Consider the following 15435-nt stretch of genomic DNA (forward strand, 5'->3'; position numbering starts at 1 on the left):
CCTTTGAGAAGTGTGTGTATTACCAGTAAAGCCCGAACGTTTGGCGAAACGCCTCGATCACGTTCGGTATTTGTACAAGCATGGCGCCACCAAACATATGGGTAAGCGCACGCCATACAAAATCCTCTGAACCATTTGAAGCTTGACCGTTGATGCTTGCCTTTTTGAGAAGCACAAGGCCTTTCCAGAATAAAAATCCACCTCCGATGCTAGCTATCGTCAAAACAGCATCTATCGCATCTTTGAATCTGCCGAAGTCCGCGCCTCCTTCATAGGAGATTGCCCCGTACGTAACTGCGCCTTGCCCAAAGGTTTGCCACGTTTGGCTAATGAACTCCGAAAGATTCCACAGCAGACCGCCGATCAACAGAATTGGCAAAATATCGCCAACACCGACTGGAGGCATTGCGGGGTTGCTTGAAGCCCGCACCAACTTAATTAACGAGTTACCTACGTACAACAGACCGGTCAAACTCGCGATCACCCACAGAAGCCGCCACATCGGCCCAGTGAGTTCAGCCGCTGCGTTTATTACCATCTGTGCGAGATCCATACGGCTACCTAATCAAACCAGCAGTGGTTAATACTGTTCTGTCGGCTGCGTTTATCCGGAGAACTTTTAACCCATCAATAACGTCGCCAACCTGAACGATATAGGTTCGATCCTTGCCTTCCAGCCATACTTGATCGCTATAAATGGTGTTTATTGTGAAATCCGCCGACTTCCCAGGGCGTGAGTCCGAACCCTTTGTGTTAATTACGGTTGCGCTAGCGGCAGGCCGGGGAGCCTTCTTCGGTTTTTCCGCTTTTCGCGGCGGTTCTTGTACGGTCAACCGCTGTTCAAGCAAGGCAGTTTTAGCTTGAAGTTCTCGCATAGCTGCCACAACAGCCTGATTCTCTTCACGTAAGCCATTTAACTGTTTTGACGTGGCAATCAATTTGCTCTCGGTCTTTTCAAAAGCCTGCAATAACTTTTGTGCGATCTCATCGCTTTGGCGCGGTACCGGCTGCGGATGAGGAATCATGCTTTCTGCCGGGTTCAACATCTGCTGGCGTTGAGTATTTTCCGTTGTCGATGAAGCGAACATCGGCCAGAGAGCCCAAGTGATAGCTACGACAACCAGAACGCCAACCACAAGTTTTGTACTCGGGGCGCGGCTCTTGTTCGCCGTTCCGTCCTGCCCTTTGTCGCGGGAGTCAGCAGCGATAGGATCATCGCTTGTAGCTTTTGGCTTTCGCTCTTGAAACACATCTATGGATTGTTCGCTCATTGTTCCCACCAGATAACTTAATACTGTGGATATACGGGCTGACCGTATAATTGCTGGGCCGGATCTACCGAATAACCAGGGTTATAAGGTGGTGGTATTCCTAAGGGCGCAGCAGGCTTGTACCCGTAGCTCGATTGCGGAGACGAGTTGGGGCGCGGCGTCTCAGCTAAATCTAGGCCGACGTCTTTGTCTGCTTTGCCTGCAATGTCATCGCTAGCCAAGACAGGACCGATAAACTGAACGCCTATCGTTGTCTCTTTCGGTATCAGCACCTGCTTTTCCGGCATCTTTGCCGCATCACTCGCAAGCACGCGACCCGCCTGCTGTCCCATACCCCCAATAATGGTCCCTGCGACAGCTTCGCCGTTTGGAGTACTGGGATTCGTTTGAATGATTCCACCCTGCGGAGTAATGATGTTCTGCGCGTTCGCTCGCTCATATAGCTGACCGGCTTTTCCAATACCCATCGCTATTGCTGGAAGAATTATTCTTTGGAAGTAGCGGTTGTTTACCTCGCCCGACAGCGTCGTTCTCATAGAGTCTTGGTCAACTGCCTTAGCGGTGATTTTGTAGGAGCGGCCCTTGTATTTCATATAAGAAAACGTCATGTCGACGGTGTTAGTAATGCGGGTGTACCCCTTTGCGTAAACTTCAGCTCCGGCATATTTTCCTGCAGGAACAACCGCTCTCACCCAAGACGTTTCGTCAGTATCAATATCGGTTTTGAGAAGGGCAGGTACCAACGCGAAATCTTGGATAATTTTCGTGTCCGCTTGTGCCTCGGCTGCCAGGGCCTCATTCGAACTTTGACGGTTCTGCGCTGTGCGGATGGACGTCGCATATCCTTCAACATCCGACGATACACGCGCAGTTGCATGTCCTGCCGCTTCCCAATCCTCGACCAATGCCTTAAGTTGTTTGGCCAACATATCTGAACGTTGTTTTGCTTCTTTGTCGTCACCCCTTTTTGGCTGAGATACTTGCTTAGCGCGGGGAAACGTTTTCGGTTGCGCGGGTTGCACGCTGGCTGATTCCGGAACTTCCGACTCCCCCTCCCCCGCCGATCCGTCACGAGTCGACAGCACTGACATATATGAACTCCCTGTCAGCTCGGCTTTCGTGGCGTTTGAATTATTGTAGCGATCCAATATACGGTTATACGCTTCGCTTTCTTCAGCCGAGATCCCGGTGGCTTTAGTGTTCACTCGGGCAACAGAACTAATCGGTTGGCGCGTATCCGCCATGTATGTGTAGGCGATGTACCCTCCAGCGATTACTAGCAGAACAATGCCGCCAAGAATCACCTTGTAGTGCCTGCCAATTTCTGGCTGTGCCATAGTTTCAGGTGGCATAGTCATAGCCTCACTTAATATCAAGCTGGAGGGTCACTGAGCGCCCCATGTCTGAAAGAGTGACGTATGGCGTAATAGGCAGGCGGTAAACCTTAGTTCCATCACCGGCAGCCATGCTTTGCTCAAATGCGCTCTGAATTTCCTGCTGAGTCCGGACATAAAGTGCCTGATTGAACTGCCACACCCTTGTACGGGCGGGAATATCCCCAGCAGCTTTAACCAGTTCTGCATCCTGCGGAGGGACTCCATCTAAAAACGCTTGCATTACATCGTCATATAAAGCGATCTTGCCGGGCCCCATTAGGCTTGCCTTGGCGTTAGGTCCTCGCCCAGGCACCCTTAGGTCTTTCCGCACATCAATCACGCGCGTCAGCGCTTTGGTGTCGGTTTCCCCAGTCACGAGCTTGACGACAACAGGCGTGGCGAGCCCTTCTAGGAAGACGGTCACGTTCCCTGTTTCATATGCGCTCAGAGCGGAAACGATTACTGAAGGCGTGCCCTCTAGCCACTCAACGTCGAAGAACCTGCTGGAAGAATTGCGCGGAGCGGCCGCCAAAGGCCAAGGGGCGCCGGTAGAGTCGACGAACAACATCGTCGACATCTCCCCGACTGCTGTACGTAGAACGGGAATCGCCGCTCCAGGCGATAAATCCAATGTTTCACTACTGATCCGCGGAATCGTGCGAACAGGCTTGTATGCCTTGTCCTGTCGCATCCCTTCAACCGAATCGCGCAATCCCCGCACTTCGCTGCTGGTGAACGGTGCGAGCTGCTGTTTAGCCTCCTCATAATTTGAGGGCGGCGTGAGTGGGGGCATCGGCGCGACGCCGTCCTCAGAAGCGACGCTCGACGCCGTTGGTGCCGTTGGTGCCGTTGGTGCCGTTGCGTTAGTCGCATAGCTGTCAGCGCCAAAGTTACTTTCCGGAAACGCCTCTTGGATTTGTTGGGCCGCTGACTGGGTAGAAATATCTGTAGATTGGCTGGTGTTAGCGTTAATCCACTGTGGGCGTTTCTGCGCGGCGTCGACTGCCTCCTGCGATACAGCTAGAGGTATATGCGATACGAGGCTGAAACCCAGAACTAACGCAGCTCGCTTCTTCAAGCCATTCATAACGATCTCCTTCTTCACAGCGGTCGGGTAATGAGCTGCGAGAGCCCGATTCCTTCAATTGAGTCGAGCGTTGAAACTCGCTCAACCTTTACCGTTGCAAGGTATCGCTGCGGTGGTAGCTCGTTAGTCTGGCCAACCAGTTTTACCTCAATTGGCATCTGAACCACCCAGAAGTAGACACCGTCTTGGATCGCCTCTTTCACTAACACTCCAGTGCCGGCCGTCATCGACATATTCATTCGGCGCTGCTTCACCGAAGCGAGTACGCCGGACGACTGCAAGTTGTCGAGGAAAGATTTAAATCCAGCCTTAGTCCATCTAGCCCGATTGTCTTCCAGCTGCTGCCGGTAATCCTGAAAGTTCAGCGTAAATGACCGATTCAATGTATCGGCGGCATACTGGATAACGTCTGCAGTCTTACGATACGGCTGGGACATAGGAATCATCGGAAACATCCGGCCATTGTCCGTCGCAAAGTATTGACGGTCCGGATGGACAGCGAAGTAGCCCAACGCGCAGTTGAGCCCAATTGACATCACCAGTCCCACCGATAGAACAAAGTTCAGCTTGACGGACGACCCGGCGACACGGTTGAGGTAACGGCGGTTCTTCTCCAGGCGCACGGGCGCCTCTACCGCGTCGCGGGTTTGAGCCAAACGCCTAACAATCTCATCCAGATCCGCCTCAGCCATACGGGTCTGGTGCACGTCGGCCGTTTCGCTCTCTGTTTGCACAACCGGTTCGGAATCTAGTAAGGCGTTCATTTCGTCCCTCCGTTTTCCGTATTATGGCTACGATGCGAAATTCGTCAACCCCTCCGTGACCCTTGTTTGCTGGGCACACCTTTACGTTATGACGAACGGTCTCATTGAGGCATATCCACAATACGAAATTGGCGATCCCGATCTAACGCGCTCGATGTGTCGTATTTCACCGACACTTTTGGTGCCCTTTCGTATTTCGCCGACGCCGTTTAGGGTCGTTGCAGTATCGGAAAGCCCCGAAATACGGGGTTTTTTGGCGGTCAAGGGCAGAACCGGCTTGCTAGACCGGCCAGCGATACCACTCGTATATCGCCGACAATCACTTTTAGAGGACTTCTACGGGCGGTCGCCTGTGGATAGGCTCGTATATCGCCGACCCCTTGGGTCGTACATCGCCGACAAATCCTCGTATTTCACCGACGCTTTACTTCGTATATCGCGGACGCGGCGGCTTTCTATCCCTTTGATTTGCTTTGCTTTTAAGGCGAATGTCACAGCCCTAACACGCGCGCGCGTTTAACTCTTTTAACAAGTCTTTCTCTTTAACCAGGGAATCCGGACGAAGATCAGCTGAAAACGTCACACGTTACGTAGTTGCGTAATTACGTAATATGGTTATAGTGGTCCCATGTTTCACAACGGGCTATTCGCCGAGGACCAGTCATGCAGAATTTAACGATGGACCTATTCGAGTGCTCATCACTTATCGAAAAGCCGGAAAGACGCGCACTCACTGATACCCCATGCGTTAGCATGAGTAGCTCAGACGCAGAAAAGCTGCGTCATTTCCTAGGCAGCCTTTTCAGCATCAGTACCTCTGCGCAGAACGACAGCAAAGCCAGGATCGAAATTGATGAATCTTGGATAACGGACGCTCTTGAACTAGCCTCATCGATCCCAGAGACAAAAGATCAAAAGCGAGTAATCAAGGTTAGGAGGCTCCCCCAGCTGACGATGATCGGTATTTTCGACTCTACGATCGGTTCAGCGGTGCTGACTCAGGTTAGAAGGCATCGTGAGTGGTTCGCCACCTTAGAAACGTCAGCCAGCAAGCACAGTTTTTTTGCAACTAGCTACCTTGATGACGTCGGTGAAATACGACTCCCTTCGGAAATTTGGAGGGATGGGTACTGTGGCGATAAGCTAGCAACCGAACCTGACAAGGTACTAAACGTGCCGGTTGTTACGTGTCGTGGTCGCCGCTTCGTTGTCACATCCACCCTCTCCGGAACGGACTACGACGAAGCAAACGCTTGGGCACTCTCCCCTACGCCTTGTGCGAGGAATCTATCCCACACCTACGGTCAGTTGATTAAGCAGATGGATGCTGAAGAAAGAGAGCGTGGAGATCTGCGGGGGCTTACCGTCAAGGTCAACGGCACAGTATGTGTCCTCGACTCGCTACACAAATTCATAGACGATCGCCGTTGAACTCAATATGTTTTATGCCCTAAATGACGAAGCCCGGACGGCGGCTACCGCTCCGGGCTTCTACCAGACCGACTCGTCTAGGAGCAAACTGGCTTGGAAATCATAGACTCTGCGCTTATTCACCTCAAGCTGAGTACGCGCATACGCATCGTCATTTTTGGGTTTTTCGGTGCCGAACTCGGCTCGGTCGACCAACGGCAGCCCCTTGGACCACAGACGGGTCGAGAAGCGTCATGGAGGGCTGCACGATGAGCAAAAAAGAAGCTAAGGATCAGATCGTCAGCCAGACTGACCTCTTCGCGGCGAATCTAGTCGAGTGGCCAGTCAAAGACGACTTGGCGAGTATGGAATTTCCCCTGTTCGCTCTCTCGAAGAATGCCGATATTACCGTTCGAGAGTACGTCAACCCTACGAGCAAAAAACGGGTTCGCGTAACACCGTCCGTCCTCGGGGCGGCTACTGTCTTCGACAAGGATCTGCTGCTTTTTGTCGGTTCCCAGCTGATCGAAGCGCGTAAATCAGGATTACCGATCTCGAAGAATATTAAGATCGATACGTACAAATTTCTGACCGGGACATGCCGCGAAACAGGCGGGAAAGCCTACGAGAACATTCTCGATATGCTTCGGCGACTAAAAGGAACAATCATCGAGACCAACATTGTGACAGGGGGTGTGGAGCAGACCCGCGGGTTCGGCTGGATCGACGATTACGAAATCACTAGAACAAGCAAAAGCGGGAAAGGCATCCTTGAAGTTAGTGTCACGATTTCTGAGTGGCTTTATAACGCTCTTCTGCACTATGAAGTTTTGACGATCGATCGAAAGTATTTCGAATTGAGCCAATCCCTGGAGCGGCGGCTATACGAGTTAGCTCGCAAGCACGCCGGTGCCAAAGCTTTGTGGAAATGTGACATCGAGATCCTTAGACAAAAAAGCGGAAGTGTCCAAGACCTGAGAAAATTCCGCGCCGAAGTTAGGGCGATCATCGAGCGTGATCGCCTGCCAGAATTTCGCGTTGCTCTAGACACACAATCTAAGCCTCAGCGTGTCGTGTTTTATACAAAGTCAAACAAGGAGCTGTCTGATTGGCTCTCGAAGAACGACGCCTTTGGCTGGTTCGAAGGGCTCGAGCGGTAGCCCTTCGACCTGCGCTCGAGCGTGTTATTGCTTCAACCACTGGTTTGGGAGGTATGCCAAACCCGCGCACTCGCCCTCCCCTCCCCTCTTTTGGAGTTAGCATTGGTCTCCGCGCTCATTAACCAAGCGGACTCACTAGCATGAGTAAAACTCATCGCAGCCGGTCGTATTTTCCATTTTGCATCCTTCATTACCCGCCTAATACTCGCGCGGCGAACAGCCACTACCGAGCCGCCCGCAACTCATGGCAGGAGATATTTCCTGTCATCCATAGCGAGTAAATGGCGTCTGTTCGAGAATCGTTCCGGTTAACTGACGAACGGTTGCCATCTAGCCCTCACTGTTGGGTGCAGGTCATTTTCCCGGCGGGGTTTCCCGTTATAGTCAACATTCTGTCTCGGGCACGATCCCATCATTGGGTTGGGATCTGGCCAAAGGTTTGTTGACTAAATAGTTACGTACGTAAGTAACCAAAGGGCTTAAGAATGAGCTACAACGGACTACCACAGCTGCGCACCCCAATTTCAACGGTTAGCGATGATTTATTTACGTACGTACGTAAGTACGTTACCCTTGCTCTTGTATCCAATCCTGTAGAGGATAGGAGCACTCTGGCGGCTACCAGAGGAAGCATCGTTGAAGAGTCTAGGAGCGGCATCATGCGAAGCGAATTACCCCCACCTACCGCGCTTAAAGCTCAAGCGGTTAGGAGTGAGATCGAGCAGCTTGAAAAATCCCTGCGCACGATGAACGAGGTGAACCGAGCGTTTCAATCACGCCAGCCGATCGCCCTGGAGCAGCTTGGCTTCACCGTCGAGCATATCCAGCATCTAGAGATGAGGGCCGCGAGCGGCCTATCGCCCTTTCCTGCCAACGTTATCAGCAACCTAATGGACACGATTTCGCTGCTGCGTCAGCATCTAACAGACATACTCAGCGAGTAGACGCTAGAGGTAACATACATACGTATGTACGCAATTACGCTGTGACATACGTATGTATGTACGTTACCTATTCCTTAGGGGTTCGTGTCGGTTGTGCGTAGATACAGAGAAATCGGCGCCGTGCTGCGTATCTATGTATGTACGTATGTACGTACGTATTCAAATAGGTATGTAATGAAATAATTACAGAAGGTGTTCCTTTCTTTCTCATACACCAATATACTTACGTAAGTACATATGTATTCAATCGGGAGGCCTGACATGGCCGTTTACGCATTGTTGAACACCAAGGGTGGCGTGTCGAAGTCAACGACCGCCGCTCACCTTGCTGTGCATCTTGCTGGAAAGGGGAAGGCATTGCTGGTCGACGGCGATCCCCAGGAGAGCGCGGCAGCTTGGGCTGCATGGAGACGAGAGTTAGAACTTAGCGAGGAAAGCCCGTCGCCCGTGACAATTCGGCTCAGGGGAAACGCTATCTTCGATGAGGGGCAAGAGATCGCGAAAGGCTACGACAACGTCGTTGTAGATGCTGGTGGCCGCGACGCACCGGGATTGCGAAACGCACTTTTGCTAGCTGATGTTGCGATCGTGCCGATCGGGGCCTCTGGCCTTGACGGCGCGGCTTTAGATGACCTGCTTCAGGTGGTTAACCTAGCTAAAACCTATAACCGAAAGTTAGAGATCAAGATGCTGCTGTCTCGCATCGATCCTCGGACGAAGGACTTTGGCAAAATGTATGAGTACCTCAAGAGCCTAGATTTAGACGTGCTTGATGCAAAGATTGCTGAACGAATTGCTTTCCGGCGGTCGATTGAAGCGGGGCGTGTTGTCGAAGAGACCAGGGACGACAAGAAAGCCATCTTTGAAATGGCGCAGTTTTATGAGGAGGTTGTGAAGTGAAAGCAAAGCCTAATTTAGATATCGACAGTTTTCGAAGCGCAGATCCGGAGATCGCGGTTGCCTCTGAGACCAAGCAGAAGGCAGCGTCCAAGCCTGCACCCAAGGAATCGACTCCAACTGCGTCGAAGGCTAGCGAGCCAGCAAACAACCAACGCGCTAACAAGACCATCCGGCTACGCATCAAGTTTGATGAGATGCTGAAAGATGAAGCCCACGAACGATCGAAGAAAGAAGGCCGGAGGGTGACCGAGTCAGACATCATCGACGAAGCGCTTGAACGGCACTTCGCTCGGCGAAAGTAATTACTTACATACTTACGTGCGTACGTAATTAACTTGAGCCGAGAGATTCTGTACTGTGACCGCTGAGGGCTCGAAGATAGCAAGGGAGCATCTGGCCTGCGCCCGCAATCTCACTAACATTTGAGCGTGAGACAAACAGATTGGGGATTCATGGCGGCCTCGCAAAGCCGACGCTAGTTTCGTCCTGTCTGCCACACTGTACGCTTCGCTTACAACCCTATCTCATTCATAAGTAGATCTGCAGCGGTATCCCCAGCGCGCTCCGCAATGATGTCAATAAGAGCGGCGCGCACCGATGTCTCAGCCGGGGGGAGGGCGCAACCACCGAAGGTCCTAACTGCGTGAGCAATCTGCGGTGTCGATAGGGTGCGGGCGTGAGCCTTAAGTTGCTCGATATGTTCCTCAATCGTCAAAGTAGCCATAGCGGATTCTCCTTCGCAGTATCTCGGAGCGGTTGCCGCCGCTTCATCCGAGCGTAATTTAGTCAGTCGACGTTCCACATCTGAGCCAAGCCACCCCTCGCGATAAGGAACGACCAAGCGAGGAAGGGGATCGTTTTTCCTTCTTCCTCTAAAACCCAGCGGCGAACAGTTCGATCATCGACACCGATCCTGCGGGCAAACTCGGTCTGGCTCCACCCGGCGATCGCAAGCGCTGCGCGGATTTCATCACCCGTTGGGACTGGCCACTCTTTGGGGTTGCGTCTCGGTGTAAGCGTTTCCGGACGAATCTGTACACCCTGGACGCCATAGGCTGCGCGAGTTTCCATATCAGTATCCTTATGTGAGTAATGCCCCCTCGGAAGAGGGGGCGGGGCTTCTACATCCAGCCCAATTCTGCAAGGGAGGTGATTTCAGATTGTCCCACGACGAAGTGATCAAGCACGCGCACATCGATCAGTGCCAAAGCATCCTTGAGACGCTGAGTCAGCACGCGATCGGCTTGGGAGGGGTGTGATTGACCGCTGGGGTGGTTGTGAACCAAGAAGCAAGCTGCAGCATTGTCAGCCAGAGCAACCTTGACCACTTCACGAGGGTAAACGGACGCGCCGTCTATGGTCCCGAAGAACAGCTCGCGGTAAGCGATCAGGCGATGCTTAGCATCCAAAAGAACCAGAGCAAAAACCTCGGACTCACGACGCTCCAGTTGCAGGCGGAGAAAGGCGCGGGCCGCTTCCGGGCTTTCAAGCGTGACGCTCTTGTCCCGCATGTGGCGATCAAGAATCGCAAGAGCCTGCTGGACGACTGCCTTTTCATCTTCGTTCATCTGATTTCCTCCAAGTGACCTGAGAGTTTTCCCGGCCTTCGAGGTAATTATAGGGCGCTGCGCCCTAATGGTCAACTATAGGTCAAATATAAGTTGACCGTCTGTCGCTAAATTCCTCCCCTTCTCGGCCTGCCTTTTGTAGCCATCCGTCAATTAAACGTTTACGGATAGTTTACGGCTGTACCTGATTTTGCGATAATTGTCATGTCGAGACGATGTGTCTTGGCCCGGATAAAGCGGCGGCAACCGCTCCGAGATGCTGCGAAGGATAAGGCAATGAACGAGAACGAAGTCAGCCGTGAGGCAGAGTTGCGAGCGATAGTGCAGCGCTTTGCGATGGCGCAAAAGGCTATGCAAGGAGAGGCCCAAATTCACCATCTATTTGATGCGCCTCGGCAGGACGAGATTGTTCGTCTGGCGGATAAGGTAGCCATTTACCAGAAGCACAACGGGTGGATGACGGAGAGGGAAGCGCGGGCCGAAATTTGTCAGTGGCATGCCCATGCCGCGAAGCAGGGCGCCGGGGGGAGCAATGCTGACAAAGTAGTGTTGTCATTATTCGACTATACAGGTGCTTGGTCGCAGCCTTGGGTCGATGCGGGATATCAGGTATATCGCTTTGATATCCAAAGCGACCCGGAGATGGGTGACGTCAATGCGTTCAGCGTCGAGTTCTTCTCCGACTGGTTTAGCGACTTTGATGGGATGGATATCTACGCGGTGCTGGCCGCATGCCCATGCACAGAGTTTGCGGGGTCGGGTGCTCGCCATTTCGCGGCGAAGGACGCAGACGGAAGAACAGTCGCCGCAGTAGAGCTCGTACACCAAACCCTCCGTGTCATCGAGTATTTCCGCCCTGCGATATGGGCAGTCGAGAATCCCGTCGGACGGATTGAAAAGCTTGGGGGGTTGCCGCCTTGGAGGCTTTCGTTTGATCCCTTCCATTTGGGTGATGCCTACACGAAGAAAACATTGATTTGGGGCAGGTTCAACGCTGATCTGCCAATTGCACCCGTATGGCCTTCGGAAGGTTCCAAGATGCACACCCGTTACGGAGGCAAAAGCCAAGCGACTAAGAACGCGCGCAGCGCGACTCCAGAAGGGTTCGCGTACGGCTTTTTCATGGCCAATAACGCGGAGGATCATCCTTCACTGGCCGTTGCGGCGAAGTACGACCGCCTGTGCTCTCGCCTCATTGCAGAGTCAGTAGCGGCAGGCTTACGACCAAGCGAGATCGACGAGCTCGTGGAGGATTACTACTACTTCGAGCTGGACGACGCGGCGGCGGAGAACACGTTGCGCCTCGAGCTGGCAAGCAGAGGCCGGCCGCTGCATTCATTTCAAGAGCCCAGCGGCCAAGTCGCGATGTGGCTTTAACTAAACTCGCATAGCTTGGGGCGGGAGTCCGCCCGAAGCTATCGCTGATCCGCAAACGAGCTAATGGATGAACGGTCAACTCATAGTTGACCGAGAGTTGACCGAGAGGCGTGCAGGCGCGACACTAGTAACACCGAAGCGCTTCTGCTTTGGCCCCTGAAGATGGCGGCGGCAACCGCTACAGGGACTCTGCGAAGGAGTTGTGCGATGTGTAAGCTATTTTACGTACCCGGCCATGATTCGTTCATCGACTACGCTCGAGAAATAGTTCCGGGTGCTTGGGTCGCGCAGCACTCGGGTCAGATGCTTGTCGAGATTCAAGTCGATCACCCAGGTGCAGTGCTTGGCGATGAGGTCTCGTTTGCGCGAGACCAAGCTCGCGCGTTCGCTACTAACCCAGAGGTCATCACCCGGACGCGCTATGAGCGGACCCGGTTACAGCAACGAATTCTGCAAGTGAATCAAGACGCGGCTGGGGATTCCTACAAGCTAGCGAGCGTAGAGCAGGGTAATCTAGTACGAATATTCGTGCGCTGGGGTGGACGCTATTGGACCTTTATCGGTCTAGCTACCCTGCCGCATCAGGTGATCATTCGGCGCATTGCGTTGCACGCGTTGCACGCAAATGCCTCGTAGTGTCGCTGTGCGAGCGCAAGCGGTTTCTTTTGGAGACGTTTCAATGCAGCACCGTTATACCCCGCAAGAATGGGATACCTATTATCCGGCCCTAAAAAGCCTTTCTGTTAGTACGCTCGAGATTGCACGAGCGGTGTTCGTAGATGGGCATCGCCCGATCGACATTGCTACGGAGCGGGGTGAGAGCAGGCAGCAGATCCATGCGGCGTTGAAGCGAGTTCGAGCGAAGCTTGAAGAGAAGCAAGCAAAGGGGCTGGTACCCGTTTTGGTTTGGCTACCTGCAGATGAGGCGGAGAAGGTGAAGAAATTGGCCGCGAAATATGAGTGATCGATCGCTGCAAAAAGCCCGGTACGCCGGGTTTTTTTTCGCCCAAAAAAAATCGCACGGCACCCGAAAGAGATCGGACAGACGGTCAACTAATAGTTGACGGACAGTTGACGAGGCGGGGTCAGCGTCCGATAATAAACCGTCGAAGCAATAACGCCTCGATGCCTCGGGATTGCGGCGGCAACCGCTCCGAGATACTGCGAAGGAGTTCCAGTTATGAGCACACCAATTCAGCACCCATATGAGCCCAATCAAACCATCGACCTAAATCATCTACTCGATCTGCTCGGCGACGAATTGGACCTGATCGATATCGATGAACAGTCCTCGCGCAGCAGTGCGGGACTGCTAAATGACGTAGTGAATCGCATGGCCAAGCCCGCAGAAAGGCGCGTACTAGTCGATGCAATCTGCGAGCGGTTCATTGGCGAGTAAGACGGCTCACCTCAAACCGGAGCGTTAGGCTCCAGTCCCCCTAGACACGCGGCGGCAACCGCTCCAGGGGAATATGCGAAGGAGATCGAAATGACCACACAGACGATGAACTGGATGACACCTCGGGATCTACTGGCACTGGCCAACCGAAAGCCAAAGCCTGATCCGTACGATGCTAGCGAGGCGGTCGCTGAGATCCGGCGGCGGAACGCCAACTCAACCATGGAATACACCCTTGCCCTCGGCCTAACACAGAAGGAGCACGAAGTGCTGCGCGATGCACGCCTGTTGAGGGAACTGCGTTGCGAACGTCGCAGCGTCAGCCGGTTGCATCCGGAAGACCTTCCCGCATTTGACGCGGCATTGCGGGCGCGGGGCATTCAGGTAGGCCAAGCGGCGCTACTGGCAGCTGAGCGGGCCGAACGGACGCTTTGGGAGAGCCTTGGAAAACAAACAAACTAGTCGCAACACGGTTGCGGCCTTTAAGGGGCCGCAACCTCCCTCGAGGCTGATATGTACTTTTGTCCCGGTATGCCTTTGGCTGATCCTTATCGCTTAGGTGACGATCGGTCTGTTAGTAAAGTAGAGCGCACCGCGAGGGCGTTGCTTTGCGCTGCCCATGAGGCTGAAAGATGCTTTAGATGGCTGGCAGCTGCGGAGTTCTACGAGGCCGCGGCTGCGATCTATCCGTCAACGCCGAATGATGATTTGCTGAATGCGGCGGCACACTGTCGCCGAAAAAGCAGTAGCGGCTCGTTAGCTTCCAATGTTGAAGCCAACAGTGCTTTGGCTTAGGAGCTGAGAAAGTGGGGGGCATCCCACCCCACTTCCACGCCGCGTCTCAATGAACCCACCCGGTTGACGCTGCTAGCCAGATTGATACGAAACCAAACCCGATCGCGGTGGCAACAAGCCCTAATCGGCGGCCACTCATGACGGCATGGCGCTCTAACCACAAAGACCAGAGCGTTGTCGCTAGTGCGATGATAGGTAACAGCCAGCCGGTGGGCGCTGTTGCGATCGCGCTCAGAACTAGACGGGCAGGGGAGTTCTCTCCCGAAGGAATGGCCCAGTATGGGAGCTGGCCGCTGCCAAGAATGAAGCCGACAACCAGACACAGAGCACCGAACGCCACAGCGCAAAACATCATCCAGCCAACTGATTGGATTCTGGTTGAATGAGCCGTTTGGGCCGCAATTTCTTGGCTAGACCGGGCGACAGCCTCGGCGAGCGTACCAAGCGCGCGTTTGGTTTCAGCGTCGGCTATCGCGGCGATTACAGTGCGCTGCTCGCCGATCACCTTCGACACGGATGACGCAACCATTTCAGGGTATTTGCGATAAAGCGTGTCGTAAGATTCCAGCGCCATTAGTACAAGCCACAGCGCGTCGTTATCACGGATGTTCAGCGCGTTTTTCACCCGGTAGAGATCTTGAACTTCGCGCTCAGATGGCTGGCGGCCAAGCAGCGTGGCAAAGGCTGCTTCGATGTCATCCATCGATTACTTCCCCCAGCACTTTGTGCATTTGATTGCGCCATCGAGTCAGCTCCGCTCGATTGCCGATCGGCAGCTCAGCCAACGCTTTGCTGATCGACATTCTGTTGCTGTAGAGGTCGTCACTAACTCGATCCGCGAGATCGGGAAACGTTAGAGATTTTCCGTCTGCCGCCTCAATCGTTTTACGGATCTTCGAGCTGTTATAGAGCTCAAATTTTCGTTCGTCGCCGAAATAACCGTTCCGAACAACGTGGACAACGGTTGATGGTAGAGCGTCTAAGTACTCTTTGAGCAGTTCAAGGCTGTCCCTTTGCCGGTTAATAACCCACAAAGTTCGCAACGTACGCTGCATCTCTTCCAGGGTGCTGCTTAGAGTTGCTCCGTAGGTGACTACGCCCCGATTGTTACGGGCGGCAGTGTTCACGACAACCACGCTTTCGGGCTCGGAATCGCAGACGTTTACGAGGTCGATCCACCCATCAGCGGTGTCGAGATCAATAAGCTCCGCACGAACGCTGTCCTTGTACATTTTCCAGACATCAGGGTTCGATGTGTCGGACTCGATCAGTAGAACGTTTTCGTTCCTGTAAATGAGTGTGTCGATTAGGCCAGTCGATACGAAAGACTTTCCAACGCCACCTTTGCTTCCACCCACTACATACATTTCTTTCGCCATGATTG

Annotated in this window: 19 protein-coding genes; 10 read left to right on the forward strand and 9 right to left on the reverse strand. The window is 53.4% G+C overall.

Annotation, left to right across the window (positions count from 1 at the left end; all coding sequences use genetic code 11):
* Positions 1-19: 19 nt before the first annotated feature.
* From traQ to ACIGHL_RS15000, 5 genes are read right to left on the reverse strand one after another with little or no spacing between them, the layout of a single operon-like run.
* Positions 20-553, reverse strand: a complete 534-nt coding sequence (traQ, locus tag ACIGHL_RS14980) for a conjugal transfer protein TraQ (RefSeq protein ID WP_499176570.1) — start codon at positions 551-553, stop codon at positions 20-22.
* Positions 554-557: 4 nt separating this feature from the next.
* A complete protein-coding gene (locus ACIGHL_RS14985; protein WP_499176568.1) occupies positions 558-1271 on the reverse strand; it encodes a hypothetical protein in 714 nt (237 codons plus the stop codon).
* A 17-nt stretch (positions 1272-1288) separates the two neighbouring features.
* The gene (gene traO, locus ACIGHL_RS14990) at positions 1289-2623 is read right to left on the reverse strand and encodes a conjugal transfer protein TraO (protein WP_499176566.1); all 1335 of its coding nucleotides are present in this window, start codon (positions 2621-2623) and stop codon (positions 1289-1291) included.
* Positions 2624-2633: 10 nt separating this feature from the next.
* On the reverse strand, positions 2634-3734 hold the full coding sequence (locus ACIGHL_RS14995) for a DotH/IcmK family type IV secretion protein (RefSeq protein WP_499176564.1): 1101 nt from the start codon (positions 3732-3734) through the stop codon (positions 2634-2636).
* A 14-nt stretch (positions 3735-3748) separates the two neighbouring features.
* Entirely contained in the window at positions 3749-4498 is a 750-nt protein-coding gene (locus ACIGHL_RS15000; protein WP_499176562.1) for a DotI/IcmL/TraM family protein, read from the reverse strand.
* Positions 4499-5161: 663 nt separating this feature from the next.
* On the opposite strand from ACIGHL_RS15000, the gene ACIGHL_RS15005 reads away from it, so the two are divergent.
* The 5 genes from ACIGHL_RS15005 to ACIGHL_RS15025 all read left to right on the forward strand — a co-directional run bounded on the left by ACIGHL_RS15005 (position 5162) and on the right by ACIGHL_RS15025 (position 9214).
* Positions 5162-5929, forward strand: coding sequence for a hypothetical protein (locus ACIGHL_RS15005; RefSeq protein WP_312937539.1), 768 nt, complete (start codon positions 5162-5164; stop codon positions 5927-5929).
* Positions 5930-6177: 248 nt separating this feature from the next.
* Positions 6178-7068: a replication initiator protein A gene (locus ACIGHL_RS15010; protein ID WP_312937538.1), complete on the forward strand. Its 891-nt coding sequence runs from the start codon at positions 6178-6180 to the stop codon at positions 7066-7068.
* 485 nt (positions 7069-7553) lie between these two features.
* Complete coding sequence (locus ACIGHL_RS15015; protein ID WP_499176560.1) at positions 7554-8012, forward strand: hypothetical protein; 459 nt, start codon at positions 7554-7556, stop codon at positions 8010-8012.
* A 261-nt stretch (positions 8013-8273) separates the two neighbouring features.
* Positions 8274-8912, forward strand: coding sequence for an AAA family ATPase (locus ACIGHL_RS15020; RefSeq protein ID WP_312937536.1), 639 nt, complete (start codon positions 8274-8276; stop codon positions 8910-8912).
* Complete coding sequence (locus ACIGHL_RS15025) at positions 8909-9214, forward strand: hypothetical protein (RefSeq protein ID WP_312937535.1); 306 nt, start codon at positions 8909-8911, stop codon at positions 9212-9214. Before ACIGHL_RS15020 ends, ACIGHL_RS15025 begins: the two co-directional genes overlap by 4 nt.
* A gap of 484 nt (positions 9215-9698) precedes the next feature.
* Here ACIGHL_RS15025 and ACIGHL_RS15030 read toward each other — a convergent pair whose 3' ends face one another.
* Both ACIGHL_RS15030 and radC read right to left on the reverse strand, forming a co-directional pair.
* Entirely contained in the window at positions 9699-9983 is a 285-nt protein-coding gene (locus tag ACIGHL_RS15030) for a helix-turn-helix domain-containing protein (protein ID WP_499176557.1), read from the reverse strand.
* 50 nt (positions 9984-10033) lie between these two features.
* Positions 10034-10480, reverse strand: a complete 447-nt coding sequence (gene radC / locus ACIGHL_RS15035; protein WP_499176555.1) for a RadC family protein — start codon at positions 10478-10480, stop codon at positions 10034-10036.
* A 276-nt stretch (positions 10481-10756) separates the two neighbouring features.
* Here radC and ACIGHL_RS15040 point away from each other — a divergent pair, with 276 nt between their 5' ends.
* From ACIGHL_RS15040 to ACIGHL_RS15060, 5 genes are all read left to right on the forward strand, one after another.
* Complete coding sequence (locus ACIGHL_RS15040) at positions 10757-11857, forward strand: DNA cytosine methyltransferase (RefSeq protein WP_499176553.1); 1101 nt, start codon at positions 10757-10759, stop codon at positions 11855-11857.
* A 207-nt stretch (positions 11858-12064) separates the two neighbouring features.
* Positions 12065-12493, forward strand: a complete 429-nt coding sequence (locus ACIGHL_RS15045; RefSeq protein WP_499176551.1) for a hypothetical protein — start codon at positions 12065-12067, stop codon at positions 12491-12493.
* Positions 12494-12536: 43 nt separating this feature from the next.
* Positions 12537-12821 carry a TrfB-related DNA-binding protein gene (locus ACIGHL_RS15050; RefSeq protein WP_499176549.1) on the forward strand — a complete coding sequence of 95 codons (285 nt, stop codon included), beginning with the start codon at positions 12537-12539 and terminating at the stop codon, positions 12819-12821.
* Positions 12822-13037: 216 nt separating this feature from the next.
* Positions 13038-13256, forward strand: a complete 219-nt coding sequence (locus ACIGHL_RS15055) for a hypothetical protein (RefSeq protein ID WP_499176547.1) — start codon at positions 13038-13040, stop codon at positions 13254-13256.
* A 90-nt stretch (positions 13257-13346) separates the two neighbouring features.
* Positions 13347-13718 (forward strand): hypothetical protein, encoded by a 372-nt coding sequence (locus ACIGHL_RS15060; RefSeq protein WP_499176545.1) that lies wholly within the window; start codon positions 13347-13349, stop codon positions 13716-13718.
* A 379-nt stretch (positions 13719-14097) separates the two neighbouring features.
* Here ACIGHL_RS15060 and ACIGHL_RS15065 read toward each other — a convergent pair whose 3' ends face one another.
* Positions 14098-14754 carry a hypothetical protein gene (locus ACIGHL_RS15065; RefSeq protein WP_499176543.1) on the reverse strand — a complete coding sequence of 219 codons (657 nt, stop codon included), beginning with the start codon at positions 14752-14754 and terminating at the stop codon, positions 14098-14100.
* Positions 14747-15430, reverse strand: coding sequence for a nucleotide-binding protein (locus ACIGHL_RS15070; RefSeq protein WP_499176541.1), 684 nt, complete (start codon positions 15428-15430; stop codon positions 14747-14749). Before ACIGHL_RS15070 ends, ACIGHL_RS15065 begins: the two co-directional genes overlap by 8 nt.
* Positions 15431-15435: the final 5 nt, after the last annotated feature.

The organism is Pseudomonas sp. NPDC077451, assembly GCF_044543345.1.
Lineage (GTDB): Bacteria > Pseudomonadota > Gammaproteobacteria > Pseudomonadales > Pseudomonadaceae > Stutzerimonas.

Bases quoted from the DNA above. Each gene is read 5' to 3' on its own strand.
- traQ (WP_499176570.1), bottom strand. From the start codon at position 553: ATGGATCTCGCACAGATGGTAATAAACGCAGCGGCTGAACTCACTGGG.
- ACIGHL_RS14985 (WP_499176568.1), bottom strand. From the start codon at position 1,271: ATGAGCGAACAATCCATAGATGTGTTTCAAGAGCGAAAGCCAAAAGCT.
- traO (WP_499176566.1), bottom strand. From the start codon at position 2,623: ATGCCACCTGAAACTATGGCACAGCCAGAAATTGGCAGGCACTACAAG.
- ACIGHL_RS14995 (WP_499176564.1), bottom strand. From the start codon at position 3,734: ATGAATGGCTTGAAGAAGCGAGCTGCGTTAGTTCTGGGTTTCAGCCTC.
- ACIGHL_RS15000 (WP_499176562.1), bottom strand. From the start codon at position 4,498: ATGAACGCCTTACTAGATTCCGAACCGGTTGTGCAAACAGAGAGCGAA.
- ACIGHL_RS15005 (WP_312937539.1), top strand. From the start codon at position 5,162: ATGCAGAATTTAACGATGGACCTATTCGAGTGCTCATCACTTATCGAA.
- ACIGHL_RS15010 (WP_312937538.1), top strand. From the start codon at position 6,178: ATGAGCAAAAAAGAAGCTAAGGATCAGATCGTCAGCCAGACTGACCTC.
- ACIGHL_RS15015 (WP_499176560.1), top strand. From the start codon at position 7,554: ATGAGCTACAACGGACTACCACAGCTGCGCACCCCAATTTCAACGGTT.
- ACIGHL_RS15020 (WP_312937536.1), top strand. From the start codon at position 8,274: ATGGCCGTTTACGCATTGTTGAACACCAAGGGTGGCGTGTCGAAGTCA.
- ACIGHL_RS15030 (WP_499176557.1), bottom strand. From the start codon at position 9,983: ATGGAAACTCGCGCAGCCTATGGCGTCCAGGGTGTACAGATTCGTCCG.
- radC (WP_499176555.1), bottom strand. From the start codon at position 10,480: ATGAACGAAGATGAAAAGGCAGTCGTCCAGCAGGCTCTTGCGATTCTT.
- ACIGHL_RS15040 (WP_499176553.1), top strand. From the start codon at position 10,757: ATGAACGAGAACGAAGTCAGCCGTGAGGCAGAGTTGCGAGCGATAGTG.
- ACIGHL_RS15045 (WP_499176551.1), top strand. From the start codon at position 12,065: ATGTGTAAGCTATTTTACGTACCCGGCCATGATTCGTTCATCGACTAC.
- ACIGHL_RS15050 (WP_499176549.1), top strand. From the start codon at position 12,537: ATGCAGCACCGTTATACCCCGCAAGAATGGGATACCTATTATCCGGCC.
- ACIGHL_RS15055 (WP_499176547.1), top strand. From the start codon at position 13,038: ATGAGCACACCAATTCAGCACCCATATGAGCCCAATCAAACCATCGAC.
- ACIGHL_RS15060 (WP_499176545.1), top strand. From the start codon at position 13,347: ATGACCACACAGACGATGAACTGGATGACACCTCGGGATCTACTGGCA.
- ACIGHL_RS15065 (WP_499176543.1), bottom strand. From the start codon at position 14,754: ATGGATGACATCGAAGCAGCCTTTGCCACGCTGCTTGGCCGCCAGCCA.
- ACIGHL_RS15070 (WP_499176541.1), bottom strand. From the start codon at position 15,430: ATGGCGAAAGAAATGTATGTAGTGGGTGGAAGCAAAGGTGGCGTTGGA.